Raw genomic sequence first — 24,334 nt, forward strand, 5'->3', positions numbered from 1 at the left:
AGATCCTCCCATGAATACCCTTTTAGTCTATCTTTATTCTCACAGATTCTTTTTAACATTTACTGGTTATTTTATTAAGAATTGTTTAATTAAGCCAAAGGCGTGATTTTTGAATGGTGCGAGTGAACAGCAATAAGCGATGAATATGGATAAGAGAAATCAAGCCGGGGAGGTTTACAAATATGGTAGAACAGGAGTAATATGATATTCGTAAAACGTTTACAGGAGAGAAAAGATTATGAAAGAGAAGTTAAAAAAGTTATTTGCGTATTATAAGCCCTATAAAGGGTTGTTTTACAGTGACATGTTTTTTGCGATTCTGGGAGCAGCGGTCACGTTAGTTCTGCCTCTGCTTGTCAGATACATTACGAATGAAGTCGTGTATTTTGATGCGGCAGAAGCAAAACAGGCGATTATTGTGCTGGGAGCAGTCATGATCGGGCTTGTTCTGCTGGAAGTGTTCTGTAATTTTTATATTGCATATTTTGGGCACATCATGGGGGCGAAGATGGAAGCTGACATGCGCAGCGATATTTTCGGGCACTATCAGAAGCTGACATTTGCTTTCTATGATAATCAGAAGGTGGGGCACCTGCTGTCCAGGATCACCAGTGACTTGTTTGATATCAGCGAGCTTCTGCACCATGGACCGGAGGATCTTGTGATTTCCATCATCAAGATCGCGGGTTCCTTCATCATTCTGCTTACGGTGAATGTAAAGCTGGCGCTGATCGCATTTGCCTTCATTCCAGTGATGGCGGTATTTGCCTTCTATTATAATGGGAAGATGAAGCGGGCATTCAAACGCACCAGAGAGAAGATCGCAGATATCAACGGGCAGATCGAGGACAGCCTTTCTGGGATTCGTGTTGTCAAATCTTTTGCGAATGAAAAAGTAGAAATGAAAAAGTTCAAAGTCGGGAATGATAACTTTGTGGCAGCGAAAAAGCAGAATTATAAATATATGGGAATCTATAATTCTGGGCTTGGAGCAATGAGTACGCTGATTACAGTTGTTGTACTGCTCTCAGGTGTCGGGATGATGTTGTCAAAGAGTATTCTGGTGACGGATTTGATCACATTTTTGCTCTATATCAATAATTTTACTGAGCCTGTGAAAAAGCTGGTATCCTTTACCGAACAGTTCCAAAATGGATACTCTGGTTTTGAACGTTTCCTGGAGGTATTATCGATTGCACCGGATATTGCAGATGAACCAGATGCCATCTCCCTGGACCAGGTAGAAGGAGCGATTGAGTTCAAAGATGTCTCTTTCTATTATGAAAACGAAGAGGATAAGGTCCTGGAAGACTTGAATCTGAAAGTCGGGGCGGGAGATTACATTGCACTGGTCGGTCCATCGGGAGTCGGTAAGACGACGCTGTGCAGCCTGATTCCAAGATTTTACGAAGTGAGCGAAGGTGGTATCTATCTGGACGGAACGGATATCCGTCACATTAAGCTGGACGAATTGAGAAATCATATTGGAATTGTACAGCAGGATGTCTACCTCTTCGCAGGGACGATTATGGACAACATTCGTTATGGAAGGCCGGAGGCGACGGATGAGGAGGTCATTCTTGCGGCAAAACGAGCCAATGCCCATGAGTTCATTATGAGTTTTCAAGATGGATATCTGACGGATATTGGTCAGCGCGGCGCAAAGCTGTCAGGCGGACAGAAGCAGCGATTGTCGATCGCCCGTGTATTCTTAAAAAATCCAGAAATACTGATTTTCGATGAGGCGACCTCTGCACTGGATAATGAAAGCGAAAAGGTGGTTCAACAGTCCATGGAAAATCTGGCAAAGAACAGGACTACCTTTGTGATCGCCCACAGACTTTCTACAATTCGTAATGCACAGCGCATCCTGGTCATGACTGAGAAGGGGATCGAGGAAGAGGGAACCCATGAAGAGCTGATGGAAAAACAGGGAATTTATGCGGGACTCTATGCTATGCAGTTCAGAAAAAGTGAGTAAACATTGTCAGACAGCCAGAAATTTGGTATACTGTCAAAGTGTATATTTTTTTGAGATAGAAAAATAACACACGTTGGGAAAGAAATTTATATAGGAAATGATTCATAAGAAATACCATGATCGAAGAAGATGTACCAGTAAACATTCAGAAAGAGTAGGTTAAGAATGGACGAAATTAAATTTAAACGGCCGGAATTGGAGGATCGGGAAATTATTAGTTCCTATTTCGCAAAAGCGCCGAGCAGGAGCTGTGAGAGGACCTTTGCTAATGTATATCTCTGGTCCCGGCATTATCATGTGAAGTATGCGGTGATAGAGGATGCTCTGATTTTTCAGGACGATGAAGTGGATCTTGCATTCGCATATCCGGCAGGAGAGCCTCAGTGTGTTAAGAATGCGCTAGAGTTTCTTACAAAATATAGCCAGGAGCGCGGATATCCGTTAAAACTTTATAATGTAACACAGGAGAACTTTGCCCAGTTGGAGGCCTGGTATCCAGGGGAGTTCCAGGTCGAGTATATCCGTGATGCGGCGGACTACGTCTATGAGTCAGAGAAGCTCGCTACACTGCCGGGAAAGAAGCTCCACAGTAAGCGCAACCATATCAATAAATTTAAGTCCTTATATCCGAACTGGAGTTATGAATCACTTTCAGAAGCCAATCAGGAAGAATGCTTCCAAATGGCACTCAAATGGAGGAACCAGAACGGATGTGATGAGGACCCGGAGAAAAATGCGGAGATGTGTGTTACCCTGAATTCTCTTCGGCTCTACAAAGAGCTGGGGCAGACAGGGGGAGTCTTAAGGATTGACGATAAAATCGCAGCCTTTGCGATTGGGGAGCCAATCAGTGAGGACACCTTTGTCGTGCACATTGAAAAGGCATTTCCTCATATAGATGGGGCTTACCCGATGATCAACCAGCAGTTCGTTCTCCATGAATGCATGGATTACAAGTATGTGAACAGAGAAGAGGACACTGGTGCAGAAGGCCTTAGAAAGGCAAAGATGTCTTACCGTCCGGCTTTTATGGTTGAGAAGGGAATTGTAACAAAGAAATAACTGAACAAAAGAAAGGGAGAAAAAGTCATGATTTCAAAGAAAATGGAAAATATGGTTGCAAATAGTTCCGCAATCCGCGCAATGTTCGAGGAAGGAAACCGCTTGGCAGGAATCTACGGCGCTGAGAATGTATACGATTTCAGCCTGGGGAATCCGAACGTTCCAGCACCGGAGACAGTAAAGGACGCGATTCGTGAGCTTTTGAATGAGGAAGATCCGGTCGTGCTGCATGGATATACCAACAGTAATGCAGGATATGAGGATGTCAGAACGGCAGTCGCAGAATCCTTAAATGCAAAGTTCGGTACTGACTTCTCTGCAAAAAATATTACCATGACAGTCGGCGCAGCAGGAGGATTGAATGTCATTCTGAAATCGCTGCTGAATCCGGGAGATGAGGTCATTGCTTTTGCTCCATATTTCGGGGAGTACAGAAGTTACACGAATAATTATGACGGCGTGCTGGTGGAGATTTCACCGGATACAGAGACATTCCAGCCAAAGCTGGATGAATTCGAGGCGAAGATCACTGCAAAGACAAAGGCTGTAATCGTAAATACTCCGAACAATCCGACCGGGGTCGTATATTCAGAAGAAACGATCAAAAAAATGGCGGCCATCATGGAGGCAAAACAGAAGGAATTTGGAACAGACATCTATCTGATTTCAGACGAGCCGTATAGGGAACTGGCTTATGACGGAGTGGAGGTTCCTTATCTGACAAAATACTATGCGAACACAGTTGTTGGTTATTCCTACAGTAAATCCTTGTCTCTTCCGGGAGAGCGCATCGGATATCTGGTCATCCCTAACGAGGCTGCTGACAGCGAAAAGCTGATCGGTGCTGCCAATGTTGCGACAAGGATTCTGGGCTTTGTCAATGCGCCGACCCTGCAGCAGAAGGTGGTAAAGAAATGCCTGAATGAAAAGACGGATATTTCTTACTACAACAGGAACCGGGAGACACTGTATCATGGTCTGAAAGAACTTGGATTCGAATGCATCAAACCGGAGGGAGCTTTTTATCTTTTCGTAAAATCACCGGTCGCAGATGAAAAAGAATTCTGTGCTGCTGCAAAGAAGTACAATATCCTGATCGTACCGGGAACCTCGTTTGCTTGTCCGGGATATGTGCGTCTTGCATATTGTGTATCTTACGAGACAATCGTCAATTCTCTGCCTAAATTTGCGGAATTGGCAAAAGAATATAAGTAGAGAAAAACAGGAGTCAAGAGATGGAATTAAATCCGAAGATTTTAGAGAATATCCGAAAGGTAGAGCCTTATGTTCCGGGGGAACAGCCGCAGAATAAGGTCATCAAGCTGAATACGAATGAAAATCCATACCCACCTGCTCCTGGAGTCGTTGAGGCGGTCCGAAACATGGATGTGGACCGTTTCCGTCTCTACCCAGACCCGGGGGCCTCAAGCCTGGTAGATGCACTGGCGGATTATTATGGGGTAGGCACAGACCAGGTCTTTGTGGGCGTGGGATCAGATGATGTATTATCGATGTGCTTTTTGACATTTTTTAATTCAGATAAGCCAATTTTATTCCCGGACATTACCTATTCTTTTTACAAGGTATGGGCGGAACTTTACAGGATTCCATATGAATGCCAGGAATTAGACGAGGATTTCCGAATCAGGAAGGAAGACTATTATCAGGAAAACGGCGGGATCATCTTCCCGAATCCAAATGCACCGACAGCGATTTATGAGGAACTGGATTTTGTGGAGGACATCATCAGACACAACCAGGATGTCATCGTGATCGTAGATGAGGCATACATAGATTTTGCAGGAAGGTCAGCACTAGAGCTGTTAGATAAGTATAAAAACCTTCTTGTAGTACAGACCTTTTCCAAGGCAAGATCTATGGCTGGAATGCGAATTGGATACGCGATCGGTGCGCCCGAATTGATTCAATATCTAAATGATGTGAAGTATTCCTTTAATTCGTATACCATGAATCAGCCGTCACTCGTCTATGGAGTGGAGGCCGTGAAGGATAAGGCATATTTTGAGAAAACGGTCAACAGGATCGTTGAGACGAGGGAGTGGGCAAAGGGGGAGCTAAAGAAGCTGGGATTTGTTTTCCCGGATGCAAAGGCGAACTTTATCTTTGCATCACATCCTGATTATGATGCGAAAGAGCTGTTTGAAGCATTGAAAAAAGAGAATATTTATGTCAGATACTGGGGCAGCAAGAGAATTGAACAGTATCTGCGTATCACCATCGGTACGAGAGAAGAGATGGAAGCACTTTTCGCATTTTTGAAAAGATACATGAATAAAGTAGGAGAAAATAATTTATGAAAGAAGCTTTAATTGATTGGTTCATTGTAAATCTGGGGGGGAAGGTAAGCAAGCAATTTATCGTATTTGTGATTTCTATGGTGCCGATTCTGGAACTAAGAGGTGGTCTGATTGCGGCGGGTCCGGCGATTCTGGATGTTGAGAAGTGGCAGGCCATCCCAATCTGTATCATAGGGAATTTGATTCCGATCCCATTCATCTTATTATTGATCACGAAGATCTTTGACTGGATGAAGGGAACGAAAAAACTGCGTCCAATCGTAGAAAAGCTGGAAGCAAAAGCGATGAGCAAGAGTAAGAACATTGAGAAATATGAGTTTTGGGGACTGGTTGCCTTTGTGGGAATTCCACTCCCGGGGACTGGTGCGTGGACAGGCTCTCTGATCGCAGCACTCCTCGGAATCCGGTTCAGAAAGGCTTTTCCGGCAATTGTTCTGGGCGTACTGATCGCGGCATTTATTATGACAATATTATCTTATACAGTAATCGGCGGGATTTTTGCTTGATTTTGTAAGGACAGGCTTCTGTCACCCTTTGGGTCTAGAATCCTGTCCTTGTTCTTTATAGCTGAGATATTCGAGATAGTCAAAGCCGCTGTCCTGGGAAACCTTGGAGAGGCTGGCATATACTTTTAATAATCTTTTAAGGCTGTGTTTGGGGCTGCCTTCTATAGAAATCGGATAATATTCATAACCGGTCAGCAGGTAATCTACAGAAACATCAAAAAACCTTGCAATTTCAATCAGCCTTTCGTAATCGGGCTGTTTTCCTTTCGTTTCATAACCTGCAACTGTTGAACGGGTGATTCCCAATTGGTCCGCTAATTCAGACTGTGTGATGCCTTTTTCTTCCCTTAATTCTTTTAACATAGCTGCAAACCTCATAAAGCACCTCCTCAATACTTGGAATATTTTAACAGTTCTTTTCCATTTATTAAGGTTATGTGGCGAAAATCAACGAAAATAGTCATAGTGTGTCAATTCGACACGATGCGCTGCACGCGCGTTACCCGTTGACACAGCACACGAAAATCCGTATAATAAAGTGGAAGAAAAAGAAGGGAAGACCATTCATGATCGCGAAGAATAACGAAGAAAAGAGAAATCAAATCTGGAGGACTGTCATGGCAGTCAGCACAGTACTGATCATCATCATAGCAGCCTTTTTTGTAGTGAAGCTGTTCACGTCCAATCCTTTGGAAGGAACATGGAACCATCAGGACAGCAGCCTTGTTATGACGGTAAAGGGGAACGGTACGGCTGTGGTAGAATGGCCCGAAGAATTGGATGGCATTGATGTACCAGTGGAGATGAAGTACAGTATTGACAAGGATGCCAAGATTTTTACCCTGAATGTAAGCGACGAGGCCGTGAAGAAGGCGGCAGAAGCGTCTGACAAAGCTGTGACGGCGGAGGAGGTCTACTCTTCCGTAAGCGCCCTGGAGGCAAGCTATGATTATAGTATTGAGCAGAAGGAATTGACCCTGACTGAAAGAGAATATGGGAATCAGATGGTATTTGATAAGAAGTAATGGATAAACAGGGAAACAACTCCCTGTTTATTCTGTATTCTGGTTGTATTTTAATGAGATTGGAAAAGTACCAAGGCGGATATATAAGATTCGCTCAGACGATACATTTTACGAAGAAAAGGAGCATATTATGGAGAATTTACGCAGGAAGACAAGAGAAGTCAGAATCGGAGACGTTGTAATCGGCGGCAGTCATCCGATCGCAATCCAGTCTATGACCAATACGAAAACGGAGGATGTTAAATCCACGGTAGCTCAGATCCTGAAACTGGAAGCCGCAGGCTGTGAGATCATCCGCTGCGCAGTTCCTACTATGGAAGCTGCACAGGCCCTTCGTGAGATTAAAAAACAGATTCATATACCACTTGTTGCGGATATCCACTTTGACTATCGTCTTGCTATCGCTGCAATCGAGAATGGGGCAGACAAGATACGGATCAATCCCGGCAATATTGGAAGTGAGGAGCGGCTGCGTGCGGTCGTGGAAAAAGCAAAGGAATACCAGATTCCGATTCGCGTAGGAGTCAACAGCGGTTCTCTGGAAAAGCCTCTGCTTGAGAAATATGGCGGAGTGACTGCAGAAGGAATCGTGGAGAGTGCACTGGACAAGGTCAGGATGATAGAGGAGATGGGCTATGACAATCTGGTAGTCAGCATCAAATCCTCTGATGTTATGATGTGCGTGAAGGCTCACGAACTGATCGCGAAGGAGTGCCCGTATCCGCTGCATGTGGGGATTACAGAGGCAGGAACGGTGTATTCCGGGAATGTGAAGTCCTCGGTCGGACTTGGTATCATCCTGTATGAGGGCATCGGCAATACAATCCGCGTTTCGTTGACGGGAGATCCGCTGGAGGAGATCAAGACGGCGAAGTTGATCTTAAAGACACTCGGCCTTCGAAAGGGCGGTATCGAGGTCGTATCCTGTCCGACCTGTGGAAGGACGAAGATCGATCTTATCGGACTTGCTAATCAGGTGGAGAACACGGTCGCGGATATCCCGCTTGATATCAAGGTGGCAGTCATGGGCTGTGTCGTAAACGGCCCCGGGGAAGCCAAAGAGGCAGATATCGGAATCGCAGGGGGAATCGGAGAAGGCCTTCTCATCAAAAAAGGTGAGATTGTGAAGAAGGTAAAGGAAGAAGAGCTTTTGGAAACATTACGTCAGGAGTTGTTAAATTGGAAAAGATAGGAAACGCAAAGATATTTTTTGAAGTATTCCCGACTTTGAAGGTAGAGGATGATATCCAGCTTCTGTTTGAGGATGTAGAGGTAATGAAAATCACGACCAATTCCGGCCGTGATTTTCTGCGCGTTCACATTTTCAGCCGTCATCTGATTCAGAAAAAGCATATCTGGCAGATGGAACAAAAAATCAAGGAACAACTTTTTGGAAAGACAAAAGTAAGCATCAAGATCATCGAGCAGTATGCCCTGTCCGAGCAGTATACCGTGAGCACTCTGATGATGGAGTACAAGGACAGTATTGTTCAGGAATTAAAGCTCCACAGTGTACTTGCAGCCAATATGTTCGAGCAGGCTAAGATGAGCTTTGAGGGCAGAGAAATCATGAACCTGGAGCTTTTAGATACCATCGTGTCCGAGGGAAAGAGGGACTATATTGTGGACCTGCTCCACGAGATTTATGACCAGAGATTCCATATCAAAGCGGATATCCGTGTTACATATAGGGAGGCAGAAAAAGAAGGAACCACCCGTGAGTATGATGAACAGAGAATTCAGCAGGAAATCAATGCTATTTTCGAGCGTCGTGCCAGACAAAAAGGAGAAGACCGACCGAAAGACGAGGGAGACGGTCAGTCCGGGAAGAAGCAGGAGAGCACAGGAGATAAGAAGCGTGACTCTGGTGTAAAGAAGGAGTTTAAGAAAGATTTCAAGAAGAAAGATTTCTACAGACCGCTCAAACAGGGAGATGACCCGAGTCTGATCTATGGCAAGAACTTTGAGGACGAGCCAATCACTCTGGACCAGGTGGTCACCGAGATGGGTGAGATCACCATCCACGGTAAGATCATCAACTTCGATACACGTGAGATTCGGAATGAGAAGACGATTCTGATGTTTGCGGTCACGGACTTTACAGACACCATCACGGTCAAGATGTTCACAAGGAATGATCAGCTTCCTGAGCTGCTCGGCGACTTGAAAAAGGGAGCCTTTGTGAAGATCAAGGGAATCACGACGATCGATAAGTTTGACGGAGAACTGACGATCGGTTCGGTCACAGGAATCAAAAAGAGCGGTGATTTCACCGTTTCCAGACAGGATTTAAGCCCGCAGAAGCGGGTGGAGCTGCACTGTCATACGAAGATGAGTGATATGGATGGTGTATCCGAGGTCAGGGATATTGTAAAAAGGGCGCATGACTGGGGACATCTGGCGATTGCTATTACGGACCATGGTGTTGCACAGTCCTTCCCGGATGCCAACCATTATATCGAGACACTGGATAAAGACGATCCATTCAAGGTACTATACGGTGTGGAAGGCTATGTGGTGGACGATCTGACAGAGATTGCGGTCGGCGCAGAGGAGGAAACACTGGATGATAGTTTCATTGTATTTGACTTGGAGACTACCGGATTCAGTGCCATCAAGGATCAAATCATTGAAATTGGCGCGGTGAAGGTGGTAAACGGGGAGATAGTTGACCGGTTCAGTACATTTGTCAATCCGAAACGTCCTATCCCGTTCGAAATCACGCAGTTGACCAGTATTACGGATGAGATGGTCATTGATTACCCGGATATTGAGACGATTCTGCCACAGTTTTTGGAATTTGCAGGGGATGGAATCTTGGTCGCGCACAATGCTGGATTCGATGTTGGATTCATCGAACAGAACTGCCGCAGGCAGGGCATTGAGCCTCATTTTACCTATGTGGATACAGTGGCTATGGCTCGTGTTCTTTTGCCCACTTTGTCTAAATATAAACTGAATGTGGTTGCCAAGGCACTTGGTATCTCACTTGAGAACCACCATCGGGCAGTGGATGATGCAGCGGCTACAGCAGAGATTTTTGTGAAATTTGTAGGAATGTTGAAAGAGCAGGATATCACGACACTGAAAGCACTCAATGAATTCGGGGATATGAACCCCAATGCGATCCGTAAGATGCCGACGTATCATATTATTATTCTGGTGAAGAATGATATCGGCCGCTTTAATCTCTATAAGCTGATTTCAGACTCACACTTGATCTATTATGCAAGGCGTCCAAGGATTCCTAAGAGCGTGCTCAATCAGCATAGAGAGGGACTGATTATAGGAAGTGCCTGTGAGGCGGGTGAGCTGTATCAGGCAATCCTGGAGAGAAAATCTGCAGAGACGATTGCAAGACTTGCGGATTTTTACGATTATTATGAGATACAGCCTCTGGGGAATAACCAGTTCATGCTGGAGAGTGAGAAATATTCTGATATTAATTCAAAAGAAGACCTGCAGAACATCAACCGGGAGATAGTGGAGCTGGGGGAAAAGTTCAAGAAGCCTGTCGTTGCGACCTGTGATGTACATTTCCTGGACCCGGGCGATGAGGTATACCGTCGGATTATCATGGCGGGGAAGGGATTCAGTGATGCGGATAATCAGGCGCCTCTTTATCTTCGCACGACAGAGGAGATGCTGGACGAATTCGAGTACCTTGGATCAGCCAAGGCCCGGGAAATCGTGATCGAGAATCCGAATAAGATCTGTGACATGATTGAAAAGATGTCGCCGATCAACCCGAATAAATGTCCTCCGGTCATTGAAAATTCCGAGCAGGACCTGCGTGATATCTGTTATAACAAGGCACACGAGATTTACGGGGAGGAGCTGCCAGAGCCGGTATCCTCTCGTCTTGAGAAGGAGCTGAACTCCATCATTTCCAATGGCTACTCTGTGATGTATATCATCGCCCAGAAGCTGGTGTGGAAATCCAATGCGGATGGCTATCTGGTAGGTTCCCGTGGTTCCGTAGGTTCTTCCTTTGTTGCGACCATGGCAGGAATTACGGAGGTAAATCCTCTGAGCCCGCATTATTACTGTAAAAAATGTCATTACAACGATTTCGATTCAAAGGAGGTAAGAGCCTTTGCAGGAGGATGTGGATTCGATATGCCGGACAGAGTCTGCCCAAACTGTGGAGAGACACTTATCAAGGCTGGATTTGATATCCCATTCGAGACCTTCCTTGGGTTCAAGGGGGATAAAGAGCCTGATATCGACCTGAACTTCTCAGGAGATTACCAGTCCAAGGCACATAAGTACACGGAAGTAATCTTTGGGGAAGGACATACCTTCAAGGCCGGCACGATCGGTACGCTGGCGGATAAGACGGCATATGGATATGTGAAGAATTATTATGAGGAGCGTGAACAGAGAAAGCGGAGATGCGAGATTGAGCGAATCTCTGTAGGCTGCACCGGGATTCGCCGAAGTACCGGACAGCATCCAGGCGGTATCGTAGTTCTTCCGCATGGTCACGATATCAATGAGTTCACCCCAGTACAGCATCCGGCAAATGATATGACGACAGATATCACGACGACACATTTTGATTATCACTCTATTGACCATAACTTGTTAAAGCTTGATATTCTCGGACACGACGATCCTACCATGATCCGAACGCTGGAGGAATACATCACATCGGATGCCATGGACAATGAGTATAATGAAGAGAACCCATTCAATGCGACGAATATCCCATTGGATGATAAAAAAGTATTATCCCTGTTCCACGATACGAGTGCGCTGGGAATCAAGCCGGAAGATATTGACGGCTGTAACTTAGGGTGTCTTGGAATCCCGGAATTCGGTACGGATTTCGTTATCCAGATGGTCCAGGATGCAAAGCCCCAGTCCCTTTCTGACTTGATTCGTATTTCCGGTCTGTCCCATGGGACGAATGTATGGCTTGGAAATGCACAGGAGCTGGTAAAATCGGGGAAGGCGACGATTTCCACCTGTATCTGTACCCGTGATGATATCATGATATATCTGATCAATCAGGGCGTAGACAGTGCGCTGTCATTTACGATCATGGAAAGCGTGCGAAAAGGAAAAGGTCTGAAGCCGGAGTGGGAAGAGGCCATGAAGGAAAAGGATGTGCCGGATTGGTATATCTGGTCCTGTAAACAGATCAGCTACATGTTCCCGAAGGCCCATGCGGCCGCATATGTCATGATGGCATACCGAATTGCTTACTGTAAGATCAACTATCCACTGGCATATTATGGTGCATATTTTGGAATACGTGCCAATGCGTTTTCCTATGAGATCATGTGTCAGGGAAAAGATAAGCTGAATTATTACATGAAGGATTACAAGAAGAGAATGGATTCCCTGACGAACAAGGAGCAGGATGTTCTGAAAGACATGAAGATCGTGCAGGAAATGTATGCAAGGGGATACGAATTCCTTCCACTGGATATTTACACGGCAAAGGCCACGAAGTTCCAGATTATCGATGGAAAGCTGATGCCTCCGCTTTCCAGTATCGAAGGAATGGGAGACAAGGCGGCCGAAGCGGTGGAAGAGGCGTCAAAAGACGGACCGTATCTGTCACTGGATGATTTCCGGCAGAGGACCAAGGTCAGCAAGACGACGATCGATTTGATGGCCGACCTCGGGCTGTTTGGAAATCTGCCGCAGAGCAATCAATTATCACTGTTTGATTTTGGATAGAAGATATCTTCCGGATAAAGATATGCTTTGTGGATGGAAAGACGGAGTTCCTGGTGGATGGCATATGCCGTTCGCCGGGGGCTCCGTCTTTTTGTATGCTCAGATGGAGCGTTCAATCATTTGTTACGTTGCCGTTGCCGTTGACAGGAATGGCCTCACCCAGGAAGGTGGGAGCGGGTTTGTACAGGGAGGTCAGGAAGTCTTTGTCGCGGGCGAGGATTTCACGGAGGTCACGGTAGAGCTGGCCTGAGTATCTCTGGGTGTCTGAAGGGACGCCCTGGGCGTTAAGGGAGAGGGCGTTGGCTATGTAGAGGGCACGGTAGAGATGGTATTTCTGGGTGACGATGAGGATGTTCTGGGCCTGGAAGATGTCTCTGGCACGGTAGATGCTTTCGTAGGTGGAGAATCCGGCGTGGTCCATGAAGATGTCTTCGGAGGGGACGCCCTTTTCTATGGCGTAGTCTTTCATGGTGCGGACTTCATCGTAGTCTTTGCGGCTGTGGTCGCCGCTCATGATGAGCTTGGGCGCAGCATGGGATTTATAGAGTTCAATGGCAGCATTGAGGCGCTCAGCAAGCATAGGTGTCGGGGAACCGTCTTCACGGATTCCGGCACCCAGGACGAGGATGCAGTCGGCGGTGGATGCGGTGTCCTTTTTGGAAGATGTGGAATCTCCTTTAGAGGATGCGAGAAACTGGTCTTTATCCAGAATCTGATCTTCGGTTGTCTTCTGGATGTAGAAATTAATTCCCAGTGCGGCGGCAATTCCAGCCACGATCAGGCAGAGGAAAAGCCGGAGGATTCTTTTGGAAAGCGCTTTTTTCTGTTTTTTCATTTGTGGACCCCTTTGTATTTTTATATGGATTGCTTTCTATTTTTTTTAATATTTTCTAACAGCTTATTTTGTTTGTTAACTTCTAGCCGTAAAGTAATATAATAGATGATTGCACCAATGATATAAGGGATTGAAAATGATAATGTCAAGTCTCTATAACCGTCTGGGTGTATATCTACAAAAAAGGAAGCTGTCTTTAGTGAAATGAGAATCACGGCAATGGCAATGGCGTATTGCATAATAATCATAGTCAGTGGGGAAAAACTTTCAAAACGATAATGTTGTGATAATACAACTACACCTAGTATGCTTAAAATCAGAAAGAGAAAGATATTTAACTGGGCAGGATTCATTTTTCCATTTACAATGATTTCATATATCGTTAATGAAATAGACAGGACAGTATAAGTAATACAAATAATAGGAATGATATTCTTTTTAGTTATCAATTTCATTGTCAAATCCCCCTTCATTCATGGTTTTAAGAAACAAATTAAATTTTGACTTATAACTCCGATTGATTTGTACTTTTTCGCCGTTATCCAATAGGGCAGTTACTCTCATGTTCAACTCGGTTTTAAGAGAATTTATTTTATAGATATTTAGAACCATTGATTTATTAACTCTTATAAATCCGTATTCATAATAAGCATTTTCAAGTTCCGATAATCTCACTTCGATTTTTAAGACCTCATTTTTCAAACAAGCAAATGTTTTTTTATCGACAGATTCAAAATAATATACATCATTGAGTGAAAAGATAATTTCTCCATGATCCGATTTCCCAATCAATTTATGATTATATTTCCTTAAAAGATCCAAAATTTCATGTACTTCATTTGTTCTTCTTCTGTAATAATAATCTATCCTATCTTCTTTGATTGCTGTATCCATGTATTCATTGATTTTCAATGAAATCCCCCCTTTTGAGAGATATTATAACATGAACATGAAAGCAATAGCCACATAGGAAATTGCAATCCTCTTATTTAAAGCCAGATAGACAAAGCCGAATAAACACGCTTGTATGCACGCATAAACCCCTGTGCTTATGCCTTGTGTCAAAATATGGATAAGTCCCCAGGTAAGTGCAAGTATAATGCTGCCTGCAGGAAGATGACTCTTTCGACCAACCATTTTTTCAAAAAACATTTGCCCGAATACGATAATCAATAAAATAAGAATACTTTCACAAGCATAGTAAACATATTGAACTACGAATTTAAACAATCCGTTATTTGTAAACTCAATAATAGGTTTCAACCCATTCCAGACATATGTAGTGTAAACAATAGATACGAGTATGATAAGACCAGCTGCACCTGCGTTCCCCTTTTTTATTTTTGGGCGTTGTTTAGGAATCTGCTTTAATAAAAGAAAAGCAAGAACTCCCCAAATCAAACAAGTAACAGTCCAGTGAATCAAATTTTGTGAGATTGTCCATTGATTATTGGATATTCCCCATAAATTCGTTTCTAACATCATAAGTAAAATTTCAATTCCTAATCCGCCAAAAGCATATAGAGCATATCCTAGATAATCCATAGCTGTATTTTCTTTTTTTGAAATTGCTGTTTCCATATATTTTACCTCTCTTTCTGCCCTGATTATATGTAAGAAAATGAAATGAGGCAATACAACAACGAGCATGTTACGTTTATGGAAAACCAAGTTACACCACGATGGGGCTGTAAAATAGACATATCCAAACCTATCTTAAGTTTGTGAAGTGTTTTCAGCTCTGGATTCGTCGTCTTCACGAAAGTTTGACAAAAGATTTACAGATTTTCGTGTATAGAATAAAAAGTCTGTTAATAATATTTTATGTTTGATGAGATTTGAAAGTAACATTAAAAAAACTAAGTAGACTTTCTATTAACTGCTATGCTATAATGTCCCAATAGCGTTACAGGAGCTATTTATTTCAACAGGTATTTTAAATTTCAGGAGGTAAGGACTATGTACGATTTCGAGGAAATTGTGAAGGAAGACAGGGAAGTTGCAAATGCAATCCAGGCGGAGATGGAGAGACAGAATTCCCACATCGAGCTGATTGCTTCTGAGAACTGGGTAAGTAAGGCAGTCATGGCAGCGATGGGCAGTCCAATGACGAATAAATATGCAGAAGGTTATCCGGGCAGAAGATACTATGGTGGATGCCAGTGTGTCGATGTGGTAGAGAACCTTGCCAGAGAAAGAGCAAAAGAGCTTTTTCACTGCGAATATGCCAATGTACAGCCTCATTCAGGAGCACAGGCTAATCTGGCAGCTATGTTTGCAATGGTAGAGCCGGGAGACAAAGTTCTCGGTATGAATCTCGACCACGGCGGCCACTTAAGTCACGGTTCACCGGTCAACATTTCTGGTAAATACTTTGATTTTGCTTCCTATGGCGTCAATGATGACGGATTCATCGATTACGACAAAGTCCTCGAAGCTGCCAAACAGCATCAGCCGAAATTAATCATAGCAGGAGCCAGTGCCTACGCAAGAACTATCGATTTCAAACGTTTCCGTGAGATCGCAGATGAAGTCGGCGCCTATCTCATGGTAGACATGGCCCACATTGCAGGACTTGTTGCTGCAGGAGAGCACCCAAGTCCAATCCCATACGCACATGTTACCACAACCACGACACACAAGACCCTGCGCGGTCCAAGAGGCGGCATGATTCTTTCCAGTAAAGAGATGGATGAAAAGTTCAACTTCAACAAAGCCGTATTCCCGGGAACTCAGGGCGGTCCATTAATGCATGTGATCGCAGCCAAAGCCGTCTGCTTCAAAGAAGCCCTCCAGCCAGAATTCAAAGAATATCAGGCTCAGATCGTAAAAAATGCAAAAGCCTTATGTAAAGGCCTTATGGACCGTGGCATTAAGATCGTATCCGGAGGAACCGACAACCACCTGATGTTAGTAGACTTAACAGGCTGCGATGTCAGTGGAAAAGAATTAGAAAAACGCTTAGACGAAGCCCACGTGACCTGTAACAAAAACACCATTCCGAATGACCCGCGTTCCCCATTCGTCACAAGCGGTGTCCGTCTCGGAACCCCAGCAGTCACCACCCGCGGAATGAAAGAACCCGATATGGACCAGATCGCCGAGATCATCGCCATGGTCATCCAGGATGAGGCAAACATCGAAAAAGCCAGAACCCGGGCCCTTGCTCTTGCAGCAAAATACCCATTAATATAACGTGACTCTGCGGCCCCCGTATCTAAATTTGTCACCAAGAAAAGTCAGTCAGTCCATCACTGCCTGACTTTTCCTAAATCGGAATATAACTACCAGAGACATCTTGTTGCATCCTGCTCACTCCATCCGCCGTCCCCGCCGGAGAATCCCCCGGTAAACAACTTACCTTACTGACTGGATGGGCCAGCTGTGCCAAATACGGGATGGTGCTGTCAGGGGTGCTCTGCATGTTGTTTCGAATGTCTTAGAACGCGCGCTAGAATCCGTTAAAGAAAATTGGAGAAAAGAGAGGTCAGAATTTGCCGTTCATCGGCAGAATTCTGTGGCATACTTGACGGGAAATCATCAGGATTTCCCGTCATATATGCCAGTGCCTCCCTTTTCTCCAATTTTCCTTTTACGGATTCTAAGCAAGTGGTCCGATATTTGAAACAACATGCAGAGCACCCCTGACAGCACCATCCCGCATTCGGCACAGCGTCCCCCTTCCATCAGTCAAGTCAAGTTCGTTCACTATTTCTCAAATTAATGCTTTAAATTGGCGAAGTGTTGTGTTATACTTATTTGAAACGAATGTTTTATGGCTAAGGAGGATTTAGGAATGATTTGGGCAAAGGAAGAGACTCTGCCAAGGGCTGAGATCGAGAAGATCCAGTTAGAACGGTTAAAAGAGACGGTGTCATACATTTATGAGCGCGTTGAGCCTTACCGTAAAAAGATGGATGAGGCAGGCATCAGACCAGAGGATATCCAGACATTAGATGATTTGAGAAAGATGCCGTTTACATATAAAGCAGACTTCAGGGACCATTATCCAGACGGTCTGTTTGCGGTTGATAAGAAGGATATCGTCAGATACCATGCCAGCTCCGGTACGACTGGAAAGCCGACGGTCGTAGGTTATACCCAGAATGATCTGGATATCTGGCTGAACAATGTAGCAAGGATTGCCTGCATGGGAGGTGCTACCGCAGAGGATGTGGCTCAGATTTCATTTGGATATGGCACATTTACCGGTGCACTTGGGCTGCATGGAGGGCTGGAGAAGATTGGAGCATCCGTTATTCCGATGTCCTCCGGCAATACGAATAAGCAGATCATGTTCCTTCAGGACATGGGAGTGACCCTGTTGGTTGCCACTCCATCTTATGCACTTCATTTAGGGGAAGTGTTAAGAGAGAGGGGAATCGATCCATCCAAGGATCTGAAATTACATATCGGCCTTTTCGGCGGAGAGGGAATGACCGAGCCGATGCGGGATGAGATGCATAAGGCCTGGGGAGATCAATTCGTCTGTACACAGAATTATGGAATGAGCGAATTATGCGGACCAGGTGTAGCGGGAGAGTGTACCGAGCTTTGTGGAATGCATATTAATGAGGATTGGTTCATCCCGGAGATCATTGATCCTGAGACCGAAGAGATTCTGCCTCCGGGTGAGATCGGGGAATTGGTCATCACCTGTCTTGGCAAAGAAGCGCTTCCATTGATCAGATACCGCACAGGAGACCTGACAAAGCTCATGTATGAACCGTGTGCATGTGGCAGAACAACAGTGCGTATGGCGAACCTGTCAGGACGTGCAGATGATATGCTTGTCATCAGAGGCGTGAATGTATTCCCAGGACAGATCGAAGAGGTATTGTTTAAGATTGATGAGATTGGACCTCACTACGAGATCCTGGTAGAGAGAAAGAACAGACTGGATGTCATGACGATTACCGTAGAACTGATCGATGACAGGCTTTTGGACAGCTACGCATTACTGAGCGAACTAGAGCAGCGCATCAAGTCGGCGCTTAAGTCACAGCTCGGACTCGCGACCCATATCAGATTGGTTGCACCAAATTCCCTGAGACGATTCGAGGGAAAAGCGAAGAGAGTGACAGATTTACGAAAGGATGGTTTATAAAAGATGTCAGAAAAAGTAATTATGTTGGGCAATGAAGCCATTGCCAGAGGGGCTTATGAAGCAGGGGTGAAGGTTTCCTCCGCTTATCCTGGTACTCCAAGTACAGAGATCAGCGAATATCTGGTTCAGTATAAGAAGGACCTTTACGAAGAGTGGGCACCGAATGAGAAGGTAGCCACGGAAGTAGCAGTGGGAGCCAGTTTATCAGGAGTTCGTGCTATGGCATGTATGAAGCATGTCGGACTGAATGTAGCGTCTGATCCTTTGTATTCCGTTTCCTATATGGGAGTGAACGGAGGACTTGTCCTGATGGTTGCGGATGATCCGGGCCTATACAGCTCACAGAACGAGCAGGATACAAGAATGGTCGCAAGAGCCGCACAGGTTCCTGTGATTGAGCCGTCTGATAGTGCAGAGGCAAAGGATTTTGTGAAGGTAGCCTTTGAATTAAGTGAAAAGTTCGATAGACCGTTCATCTTTAGAACGACCACGAGGCTGGCACATTCGCAAGGGCTGGTGGATCTCTGCGAACGTGAAGAGGTAGAAGATAAGCCTTACGAGAAGAATATTCGCAAGAATGTCATGATGCCGGGCAACGCAAAGCTGCGTCATATTGAGATCGAGAAACGGAATCTGGAACTGGCCGAGGCAGCAGAGACACTATCGATCAACAGGGTAGAGATGAATGATACCAGCATCGGTGTCATCACAAGCGGAATCCCATATCAGTATGTCAAAGAGGCACTCCCGAATGCCTCCGTATTGAAGCTCGGCATGGTCAATCCGCTTCCAAGAAAGATGATTGAAGAGTTTGCTTCCAAAGTGGATACATTATATGTCGTGGAAGAATTAGACCCGGTCATCGAGGAGCAGGTGAAATCCTGGGGAATCAAGGTAATCGGAAAAGAAATCTTTACCGTACAGGGCGAGTACAGTGCTAACATGTTAAGAAAAGCCATCTTGAAAGAGGATCTGGAGATCAAGGCTCCGGCAGAGGCGCCACAGCGTCCGCCGATCTTATGTCCGGGATGTCCTCACCGCAGTGTCTACTATGTACTCAATAAGTTAAAAATGCATGCGGCTGGTGATATTGGATGTTACACATTAGGAGCTGTTGCACCACTTAGTGTAGTCGATACAACGATGTGCATGGGTTCCAGTATTTCCACCTTACACGGAATGGAAAAAGCAAAAGGAAAAGAGTACATCAAGAACTGGGTCGCTGTGATCGGTGACTCTACATTTTTACATACAGGCGTGAATTCCCTGATGAACATGGTCTACAACAATGCCACAGGAACCGTTATGATCCTTGATAACTCCACAACAGGTATGACTGGACACCAGGATCATGCGGCAACAGGCAAGACCCTTCAGGGCGATCCAACTTATGCCATTGATATTCCGAAACTGTGCCGTGCGATGGGCGTGAACAACGTCATCGAGGTGAATGCCTTCGACATAGCCACACTGGAAAAGGTAATCAAAGAGGAGACAGCAAGGGACGAAGTCTCTGTCATCATTACCAAGTCTCCATGTGTTCTTCTGGATAAGTCCAAAAAGCCACTGTACATTGCACATGAAGACAAGTGTAAGAAGTGCGGGATGTGCATGAAGCCGGGATGTCCTGCAATGACGAGAAATGCGGACGGCACGATCCATATTGACGATACCATGTGTACCGGATGCGGCCTGTGCGAATCCTTATGTAAATTTGATGCGATAGAACTGGTAAAGGCGGGTGAATAATGATGGCAGCAAAAAATATCATGATTGTAGGGGTAGGCGGTCAGGGAACCCTGCTTACCAGTAGAATTTTAGGTGGACTTCCTCTTGCAGCAGGCTATGACGTCAAGCTTTCCGAGGTACACGGCATGGCACAGAGAGGCGGAAGCGTCGTGACTTTTGTCAGATACGGAGACCAGGTGGCAGAGCCGATCGTGGAAGAAGGGCAGGCAGATGTCATTATTGCGTTTGAGCGACTTGAGGCCCTTCGGTATGCACATTTTCTGAAAAAAGACGGCGCACTGATCGTGAATGACTGGCGCATCGATCCGATGCCCGTCGTAATCGGGGCAGCCGAGTATCCGGAAGGAATTATGGAGAAGCTGGAATCAGAATATAAAGTGTATAAAGTGAATGCGACAGAAGAGTCCAAGAAACTCGGCAATCCGAGAGTCTTTAACCTGATTGTCCTGGGAATTGCGGCACAGCATATGGATTTCACGAAAGAGCAGTGGTATGATGTAATTGAAAAGACCGTACCGCCAAAAACGATTGAAATCAACAAAAAAGCATTTGATGTGGGATACGCATTATAAGGTAAAGGCAGGTGAGAGGATGATTAAGCAGTTATCAGTATTCGTAGAGAACAGACCGGGCAGTCTGATGCAGGTGACCTCCGCATTGACAGAGGCGCATATCAATATTCGTGCAGTGGCATCGTTTGATACACCGGAGTTCGGGATTCTGCGGATGGTCGTGGATCAGCCCACAGAGGCAAAGGACTATTTGACCTCCAAAGGCTTCGTAGTGAGAATCCATGATGTGATCGGCGTAGAGTTAAAGGATGAGAAGGGGAATCTCAACCGTATGCTGTCTATCCTTGCGGACGGAGAAATCAATGTAAGCTATATTTATTCCTTCGTGATCCGTCAGGAGAAGGCACCGGTCATGGTGTTCAGTCCGGATGATTATGAAAAAGCGGCAAGGGTGCTGGAAGATGCCGATGTAAAAGTGATAGAGGATGCGGATTTATAAGACGGTAGTCTTTATAAGTTAGAAAAAAAGACAAGGAGTTATCAGGAAAATGGCGGCAGTGACATTAGAAAACTGGGTAGAGAGAATCAGGGACCCAAAGATTGAGTGCATGAGTGCTGACGAGATGGCAGCTCTGCAGAGTAAGCGGCTGGTAGATGTTGTGAACAGAGTGTACAACAACGTAGATTTCTACCACAAAAAGATGAAAGACCTCGGGGTGGAGCCTGGGGATATCAAAGGAATCGAGGATATCAATAAGCTTCCATTCACGACAAAAGAGGATTTAAGAGACAATTACCCATTTGGACTTCTGGCAATTCCAAAGAAGGATGTGGTCCGTGTACAGGGAACATCCGGTACAACAGGAAAGCTGACACTGGCTTCCTATTCACAGAAAGACGTGGATGTCTGGGGCGAGTGTGTGGCAAGATGTCTGACTATGGCAGGTCTGACTGAGGAAGACATCATCCATGTATGCTATGGTTATGGATTATTTACTGGAGGCATGGGACTGGATTACGGCGCAAAAGCACTGGGGGCTACAGCAATCCCAATGTCCGCAGGGAACACAAAGCGTCAGATGATGTGCATGGAGGATTTTGGAGCGACAGCATTTGCCTGTACTCCGTCTTATGCGCTCCATCTGGCAGAATCTCTTGAAGAAGCTGGTGTTGTGGACCGTCTGAAATTAAAGGCCGGAATCCACGGTGCAGAACCATGGACGGTAGAGATGCGTAAGAAGATCGAGAGCATCCTGAATATCAACTGCTTTGATATCTATGGATTATGTGAGATTTCTGGTCCGGGCGTGGCACAGGATTGTATTCACCATGCAGGGCTGCATATCAATGTAGACTATTTCTATCCAGAAGTTTTGAATCCTGCCACTCATGAGGCATGTGCGGATGGTGAGACAGGAGAGCTTGTATTTACAACGCTTGCAAAAGAAGCGATGCCTCTTTTGCGTTACCGCACTAAGGATTTGACCAGCATTGACCACAGCATGTGTGCATGTGGAAGGACGACCCCGAGAATTTCTAAGTTTACCGGACGTACGGACGATATGAAGGTCATCCGCGGAGTCAATGTATTCCCGACTCAGGTCGAGACAGCGCTCCTTAGCATCGGTGGTGCAGTAGCGCCTCATTATCTGATGATCGTGGACAGAGAGGATAATCTGGATGTCCTGACTGTTATGGTAGAGGTAGACGAAAGTATGTTCTCCGATGAGATCAGAAAACTGGATGCACTCAAGAATAAGATCAGTGGAGTCTTAAAACAGGCACTTGGTGTTTCTGCCCGCGTCAAACTGGTAGAGCCGAAGACAATACAGAGAAGTGAAGGAAAAGCGGTACGTGTCATTGACAAACGTAACCTGTAAAGGAGGTAAGCACGATGGGAATCACAATACAACAATTATCCGTATTTCTCGAAAACCGTGAAGGGAGACTGGATGAGGTCCTTGCAGTACTTGCCAGTAACGATGTCAATATCGTCGCATTGAGCCTGGCAGATACATCAGATTACGGAATGCTTCGCATGATCGTATCTGATCCGAACAAGGGAAGGGCCGTGCTCAAGGAGAATGGAATCACAGCGATGCTGACTGATGTCGTTGCACTGCGTGTTCCGCATGCCACAGGTTCTTTGAGCAAAGCAATGCACCAGATCGTGGAAGGAGAAGTCAACATTGAATATATGTACGCATTTGCCAATGGGGACGACGCATCTGCGGTCCTCAAGACAGATGATCCGGCAAGAGTAGTCGATATTCTGCGTGGAAGTGGATTTGATGTCTGGGAAGCAGCAGAGGCATATGTATCCAACGTAAAGATCTGAGGAAGATATGACCGAATTTATGTGATAAAGGAAATGGTGGGGCGGATGTTACATATCCGCCTTTCCTATACAATAAAAATAAAAGGTACCTGGAGGATATCCAGATACCTTTTGGTGTTCTTAATCTCATTTTGATGCATTGCTTTTAAATATTTAAATCTGATACTGAATTTATATATTTAAAGGTACAATTAAAATTCTGATTAAAGTTTTACTACGTTAGTTGCCTGAGGTCCTTTAGCGCCTTCTGTTACTTCGAACTCAACAGCCTGGCCTTCTTCTAAGGATTTGAACCCATCCATCATTAATCCTGAATAGTGTACGAATACATCATTGCCTTCAGAGTCAGAGATGAATCCATAACCTTTTTGGTTGTTAAACCATTTTACTGTACCTGTCATTGTGTTACCCTCCATAAATAAAAAAATAAATGATAAAGTGTTCGTATGATTCTAACTTGATGTGATTCATACGGTGTAAGAGTAGCATATTTAACAATGAAAGTCAATGTATTTATGAAATGTTCCGTAAAAATACACAAAAGATGTCGAATGAGGATGCCCATGTGATTTGAATTCTGAAAATAAAGATGGAATAAAGATTGTATTTCTGTTCCTTTTTGCTTAAAATGGAACTGTAGAGCAAACAAAAGAAAAATCCTATGAAAACGAAACAGGATTGTCGTGTGAACAAAATAGGACTGTCATAAGATTCAAACAAAAGCGGAAAAACCAAAAAAGGAGCGCAGCATATCATGAAAATGTCGACAAAAGGGCAGTATGCGTTGGAGATTGTCGTTGACCTGGCATTGCATTCAAGCCCGGGCAGCCTCGAAAGCCTGAATCACATTGCAAAGAGGCGGCATCTTTCAGAAAAATACTTAGAGCGTATCGTTCGTGCATTGAAGCAGCATGGAATTCTGGAAAGTGTCCGCGGAGCCTATGGAGGCTACTGTCTGGCCAAACCACCGGAAGAGCTGAGTGTAAAAGAGGTCTTAAATGCGGTGGAGGGAGAGCTTGCCCCGGTGCAGTGTCTGACGTGTAAGAGCGACTGCGGTATTTCATGTGATTTATGTCCCACAAGGGAGACATGGGGGAATATGTGGGAGACAATCACAGATGCGGTAGGAAATATCATGATTTCAGATATACTTACCAGAGAAAAAGAATTAGAATTGTAGAAGGAGAGACAGAGGAGGAAACTTCTCTGT

General features: G+C 45.0%; 22 protein-coding genes. 16 read left to right on the forward strand and 6 right to left on the reverse strand.

Annotation, left to right across the window (positions count from 1 at the left end):
• Positions 1-238 precede the first annotated feature (238 nt).
• The 5 genes from HGO97_RS06560 (at position 239) to HGO97_RS06580 (ending at position 5,867) form a co-directional block, all read left to right on the forward strand.
• Positions 239-1,981 (forward strand): ABC transporter ATP-binding protein, encoded by a 1,743-nt coding sequence (locus tag HGO97_RS06560; RefSeq protein ID WP_216240494.1) that lies wholly within the window; start codon positions 239-241, stop codon positions 1,979-1,981.
• Positions 1,982-2,146: 165 nt separating this feature from the next.
• Complete coding sequence (locus HGO97_RS06565) at positions 2,147-3,043, forward strand: DUF2156 domain-containing protein (protein WP_216240495.1); 897 nt, start codon at positions 2,147-2,149, stop codon at positions 3,041-3,043.
• 27 nt (positions 3,044-3,070) lie between these two features.
• Positions 3,071-4,258 carry a pyridoxal phosphate-dependent aminotransferase gene (locus tag HGO97_RS06570; protein WP_216240498.1) on the forward strand — a complete coding sequence of 396 codons (1,188 nt, stop codon included), beginning with the start codon at positions 3,071-3,073 and terminating at the stop codon, positions 4,256-4,258.
• A gap of 20 nt (positions 4,259-4,278) precedes the next feature.
• A complete protein-coding gene (gene hisC / locus HGO97_RS06575; RefSeq protein ID WP_216240501.1) occupies positions 4,279-5,361 on the forward strand; it encodes a histidinol-phosphate transaminase in 1,083 nt (360 codons plus the stop codon).
• On the forward strand, positions 5,358-5,867 hold the full coding sequence (locus tag HGO97_RS06580) for a COG2426 family protein (protein WP_216240503.1): 510 nt from the start codon (positions 5,358-5,360) through the stop codon (positions 5,865-5,867). Before hisC ends, HGO97_RS06580 begins: the two co-directional genes overlap by 4 nt.
• 21 nt (positions 5,868-5,888) lie before the next feature.
• Here HGO97_RS06580 and HGO97_RS06585 read toward each other — a convergent pair whose 3' ends face one another.
• Positions 5,889-6,245 carry a helix-turn-helix domain-containing protein gene (locus HGO97_RS06585; RefSeq protein ID WP_216240506.1) on the reverse strand — a complete coding sequence of 119 codons (357 nt, stop codon included), beginning with the start codon at positions 6,243-6,245 and terminating at the stop codon, positions 5,889-5,891.
• A gap of 188 nt (positions 6,246-6,433) precedes the next feature.
• Between HGO97_RS06585 and HGO97_RS06590 the strand changes: the two genes are divergently transcribed.
• The 3 genes from HGO97_RS06590 (at position 6,434) to HGO97_RS06600 (ending at position 12,583) form a co-directional block, all read left to right on the forward strand.
• Positions 6,434-6,892, forward strand: coding sequence for a hypothetical protein (locus HGO97_RS06590; RefSeq protein WP_216240508.1), 459 nt, complete (start codon positions 6,434-6,436; stop codon positions 6,890-6,892).
• Between the two features lie 130 nt (positions 6,893-7,022).
• Positions 7,023-8,084, forward strand: a complete 1,062-nt coding sequence (gene ispG / locus HGO97_RS06595; RefSeq protein ID WP_216240510.1) for a flavodoxin-dependent (E)-4-hydroxy-3-methylbut-2-enyl-diphosphate synthase — start codon at positions 7,023-7,025, stop codon at positions 8,082-8,084.
• Positions 8,072-12,583 (forward strand): PolC-type DNA polymerase III, encoded by a 4,512-nt coding sequence (locus HGO97_RS06600; RefSeq protein WP_216240512.1) that lies wholly within the window; start codon positions 8,072-8,074, stop codon positions 12,581-12,583. The genes ispG and HGO97_RS06600 overlap by 13 nt, the downstream gene beginning before the upstream one ends.
• Positions 12,584-12,695: 112 nt before the next feature.
• Here HGO97_RS06600 and HGO97_RS06605 read toward each other — a convergent pair whose 3' ends face one another.
• The 4 genes from HGO97_RS06605 to HGO97_RS06620 are packed head-to-tail and all read right to left on the reverse strand — an operon-like array spanning position 12,696 to position 14,999.
• Complete coding sequence (locus HGO97_RS06605) at positions 12,696-13,418, reverse strand: SanA/YdcF family protein (protein ID WP_216240513.1); 723 nt, start codon at positions 13,416-13,418, stop codon at positions 12,696-12,698.
• Positions 13,419-13,438: 20 nt separating this feature from the next.
• Positions 13,439-13,873: a DUF6608 family protein gene (locus tag HGO97_RS06610; RefSeq protein WP_216240515.1), complete on the reverse strand. Its 435-nt coding sequence runs from the start codon at positions 13,871-13,873 to the stop codon at positions 13,439-13,441.
• Positions 13,857-14,330, reverse strand: coding sequence for a LytTR family DNA-binding domain-containing protein (locus tag HGO97_RS06615; protein ID WP_216240517.1), 474 nt, complete (start codon positions 14,328-14,330; stop codon positions 13,857-13,859). Before HGO97_RS06615 ends, HGO97_RS06610 begins: the two co-directional genes overlap by 17 nt.
• Positions 14,331-14,354: 24 nt before the next feature.
• Entirely contained in the window at positions 14,355-14,999 is a 645-nt protein-coding gene (locus HGO97_RS06620) for a hypothetical protein (RefSeq protein ID WP_216240519.1), read from the reverse strand.
• Between the two features lie 378 nt (positions 15,000-15,377).
• On the opposite strand from HGO97_RS06620, the gene glyA reads away from it, so the two are divergent.
• The 7 genes from glyA (at position 15,378) to HGO97_RS06655 (ending at position 23,124) form a co-directional block, all read left to right on the forward strand.
• Positions 15,378-16,613, forward strand: coding sequence for a serine hydroxymethyltransferase (glyA, locus tag HGO97_RS06625; RefSeq protein WP_216240521.1), 1,236 nt, complete (start codon positions 15,378-15,380; stop codon positions 16,611-16,613).
• A 601-nt stretch (positions 16,614-17,214) separates the two neighbouring features.
• Complete coding sequence (locus HGO97_RS06630) at positions 17,215-18,525, forward strand: phenylacetate--CoA ligase family protein (RefSeq protein WP_216240523.1); 1,311 nt, start codon at positions 17,215-17,217, stop codon at positions 18,523-18,525.
• Positions 18,526-18,528: 3 nt separating this feature from the next.
• Complete coding sequence (gene iorA, locus HGO97_RS06635; protein WP_216240524.1) at positions 18,529-20,274, forward strand: indolepyruvate ferredoxin oxidoreductase subunit alpha; 1,746 nt, start codon at positions 18,529-18,531, stop codon at positions 20,272-20,274.
• 2 nt (positions 20,275-20,276) lie between these two features.
• Positions 20,277-20,846, forward strand: coding sequence for an indolepyruvate oxidoreductase subunit beta (locus tag HGO97_RS06640; RefSeq protein ID WP_216240599.1), 570 nt, complete (start codon positions 20,277-20,279; stop codon positions 20,844-20,846).
• Between the two features lie 19 nt (positions 20,847-20,865).
• Positions 20,866-21,285, forward strand: coding sequence for an ACT domain-containing protein (locus HGO97_RS06645; protein ID WP_216240525.1), 420 nt, complete (start codon positions 20,866-20,868; stop codon positions 21,283-21,285).
• Positions 21,286-21,334: 49 nt separating this feature from the next.
• Positions 21,335-22,666: a phenylacetate--CoA ligase family protein gene (locus HGO97_RS06650; RefSeq protein ID WP_216240526.1), complete on the forward strand. Its 1,332-nt coding sequence runs from the start codon at positions 21,335-21,337 to the stop codon at positions 22,664-22,666.
• A 14-nt stretch (positions 22,667-22,680) separates the two neighbouring features.
• The gene (locus tag HGO97_RS06655) at positions 22,681-23,124 is read left to right on the forward strand and encodes an amino acid-binding protein (RefSeq protein WP_216240527.1); all 444 of its coding nucleotides are present in this window, start codon (positions 22,681-22,683) and stop codon (positions 23,122-23,124) included.
• Between the two features lie 203 nt (positions 23,125-23,327).
• Here HGO97_RS06655 and HGO97_RS06660 read toward each other — a convergent pair whose 3' ends face one another.
• A complete protein-coding gene (locus HGO97_RS06660; RefSeq protein WP_216240528.1) occupies positions 23,328-23,525 on the reverse strand; it encodes a cold shock domain-containing protein in 198 nt (65 codons plus the stop codon).
• Positions 23,526-23,878: 353 nt separating this feature from the next.
• Between HGO97_RS06660 and HGO97_RS06665 the strand changes: the two genes are divergently transcribed.
• Complete coding sequence (locus tag HGO97_RS06665; RefSeq protein WP_216240529.1) at positions 23,879-24,304, forward strand: RrF2 family transcriptional regulator; 426 nt, start codon at positions 23,879-23,881, stop codon at positions 24,302-24,304.
• Positions 24,305-24,334: the final 30 nt, after the last annotated feature.

It is taken from the genome of Faecalicatena faecalis (assembly GCF_012524165.2).
GTDB classification, from domain to species: Bacteria; Bacillota; Clostridia; order Lachnospirales; family Lachnospiraceae; genus Faecalicatena_A; species Faecalicatena_A faecalis.

Excerpts from the sequence above, each read along its gene's own strand:
- HGO97_RS06560 (WP_216240494.1), top strand. The coding sequence starts at position 239 with ATGAAAGAGAAGTTAAAAAAGTTATTTGCGTATTATAAGCCCTATAAA.
- HGO97_RS06630 (WP_216240523.1), top strand. The coding sequence starts at position 17,215 with ATGATTTGGGCAAAGGAAGAGACTCTGCCAAGGGCTGAGATCGAGAAG.
- glyA (WP_216240521.1), top strand. The coding sequence starts at position 15,378 with ATGTACGATTTCGAGGAAATTGTGAAGGAAGACAGGGAAGTTGCAAAT.
- HGO97_RS06665 (WP_216240529.1), top strand. The coding sequence starts at position 23,879 with ATGAAAATGTCGACAAAAGGGCAGTATGCGTTGGAGATTGTCGTTGAC.
- HGO97_RS06645 (WP_216240525.1), top strand. The coding sequence starts at position 20,866 with ATGATTAAGCAGTTATCAGTATTCGTAGAGAACAGACCGGGCAGTCTG.
- HGO97_RS06655 (WP_216240527.1), top strand. The coding sequence starts at position 22,681 with ATGGGAATCACAATACAACAATTATCCGTATTTCTCGAAAACCGTGAA.
- HGO97_RS06610 (WP_216240515.1), bottom strand. The coding sequence starts at position 13,873 with ATGAAATTGATAACTAAAAAGAATATCATTCCTATTATTTGTATTACT.
- iorA (WP_216240524.1), top strand. The coding sequence starts at position 18,529 with ATGTCAGAAAAAGTAATTATGTTGGGCAATGAAGCCATTGCCAGAGGG.
- HGO97_RS06640 (WP_216240599.1), top strand. The coding sequence starts at position 20,277 with ATGGCAGCAAAAAATATCATGATTGTAGGGGTAGGCGGTCAGGGAACC.
- HGO97_RS06565 (WP_216240495.1), top strand. The coding sequence starts at position 2,147 with ATGGACGAAATTAAATTTAAACGGCCGGAATTGGAGGATCGGGAAATT.
- HGO97_RS06620 (WP_216240519.1), bottom strand. The coding sequence starts at position 14,999 with ATGGAAACAGCAATTTCAAAAAAAGAAAATACAGCTATGGATTATCTA.
- HGO97_RS06580 (WP_216240503.1), top strand. The coding sequence starts at position 5,358 with ATGAAAGAAGCTTTAATTGATTGGTTCATTGTAAATCTGGGGGGGAAG.
- HGO97_RS06585 (WP_216240506.1), bottom strand. The coding sequence starts at position 6,245 with ATGAGGTTTGCAGCTATGTTAAAAGAATTAAGGGAAGAAAAAGGCATC.
- HGO97_RS06570 (WP_216240498.1), top strand. The coding sequence starts at position 3,071 with ATGATTTCAAAGAAAATGGAAAATATGGTTGCAAATAGTTCCGCAATC.
- HGO97_RS06660 (WP_216240528.1), bottom strand. The coding sequence starts at position 23,525 with ATGACAGGTACAGTAAAATGGTTTAACAACCAAAAAGGTTATGGATTC.
- HGO97_RS06605 (WP_216240513.1), bottom strand. The coding sequence starts at position 13,418 with ATGAAAAAACAGAAAAAAGCGCTTTCCAAAAGAATCCTCCGGCTTTTC.
- HGO97_RS06590 (WP_216240508.1), top strand. The coding sequence starts at position 6,434 with ATGATCGCGAAGAATAACGAAGAAAAGAGAAATCAAATCTGGAGGACT.
- hisC (WP_216240501.1), top strand. The coding sequence starts at position 4,279 with ATGGAATTAAATCCGAAGATTTTAGAGAATATCCGAAAGGTAGAGCCT.
- ispG (WP_216240510.1), top strand. The coding sequence starts at position 7,023 with ATGGAGAATTTACGCAGGAAGACAAGAGAAGTCAGAATCGGAGACGTT.
- HGO97_RS06650 (WP_216240526.1), top strand. The coding sequence starts at position 21,335 with ATGGCGGCAGTGACATTAGAAAACTGGGTAGAGAGAATCAGGGACCCA.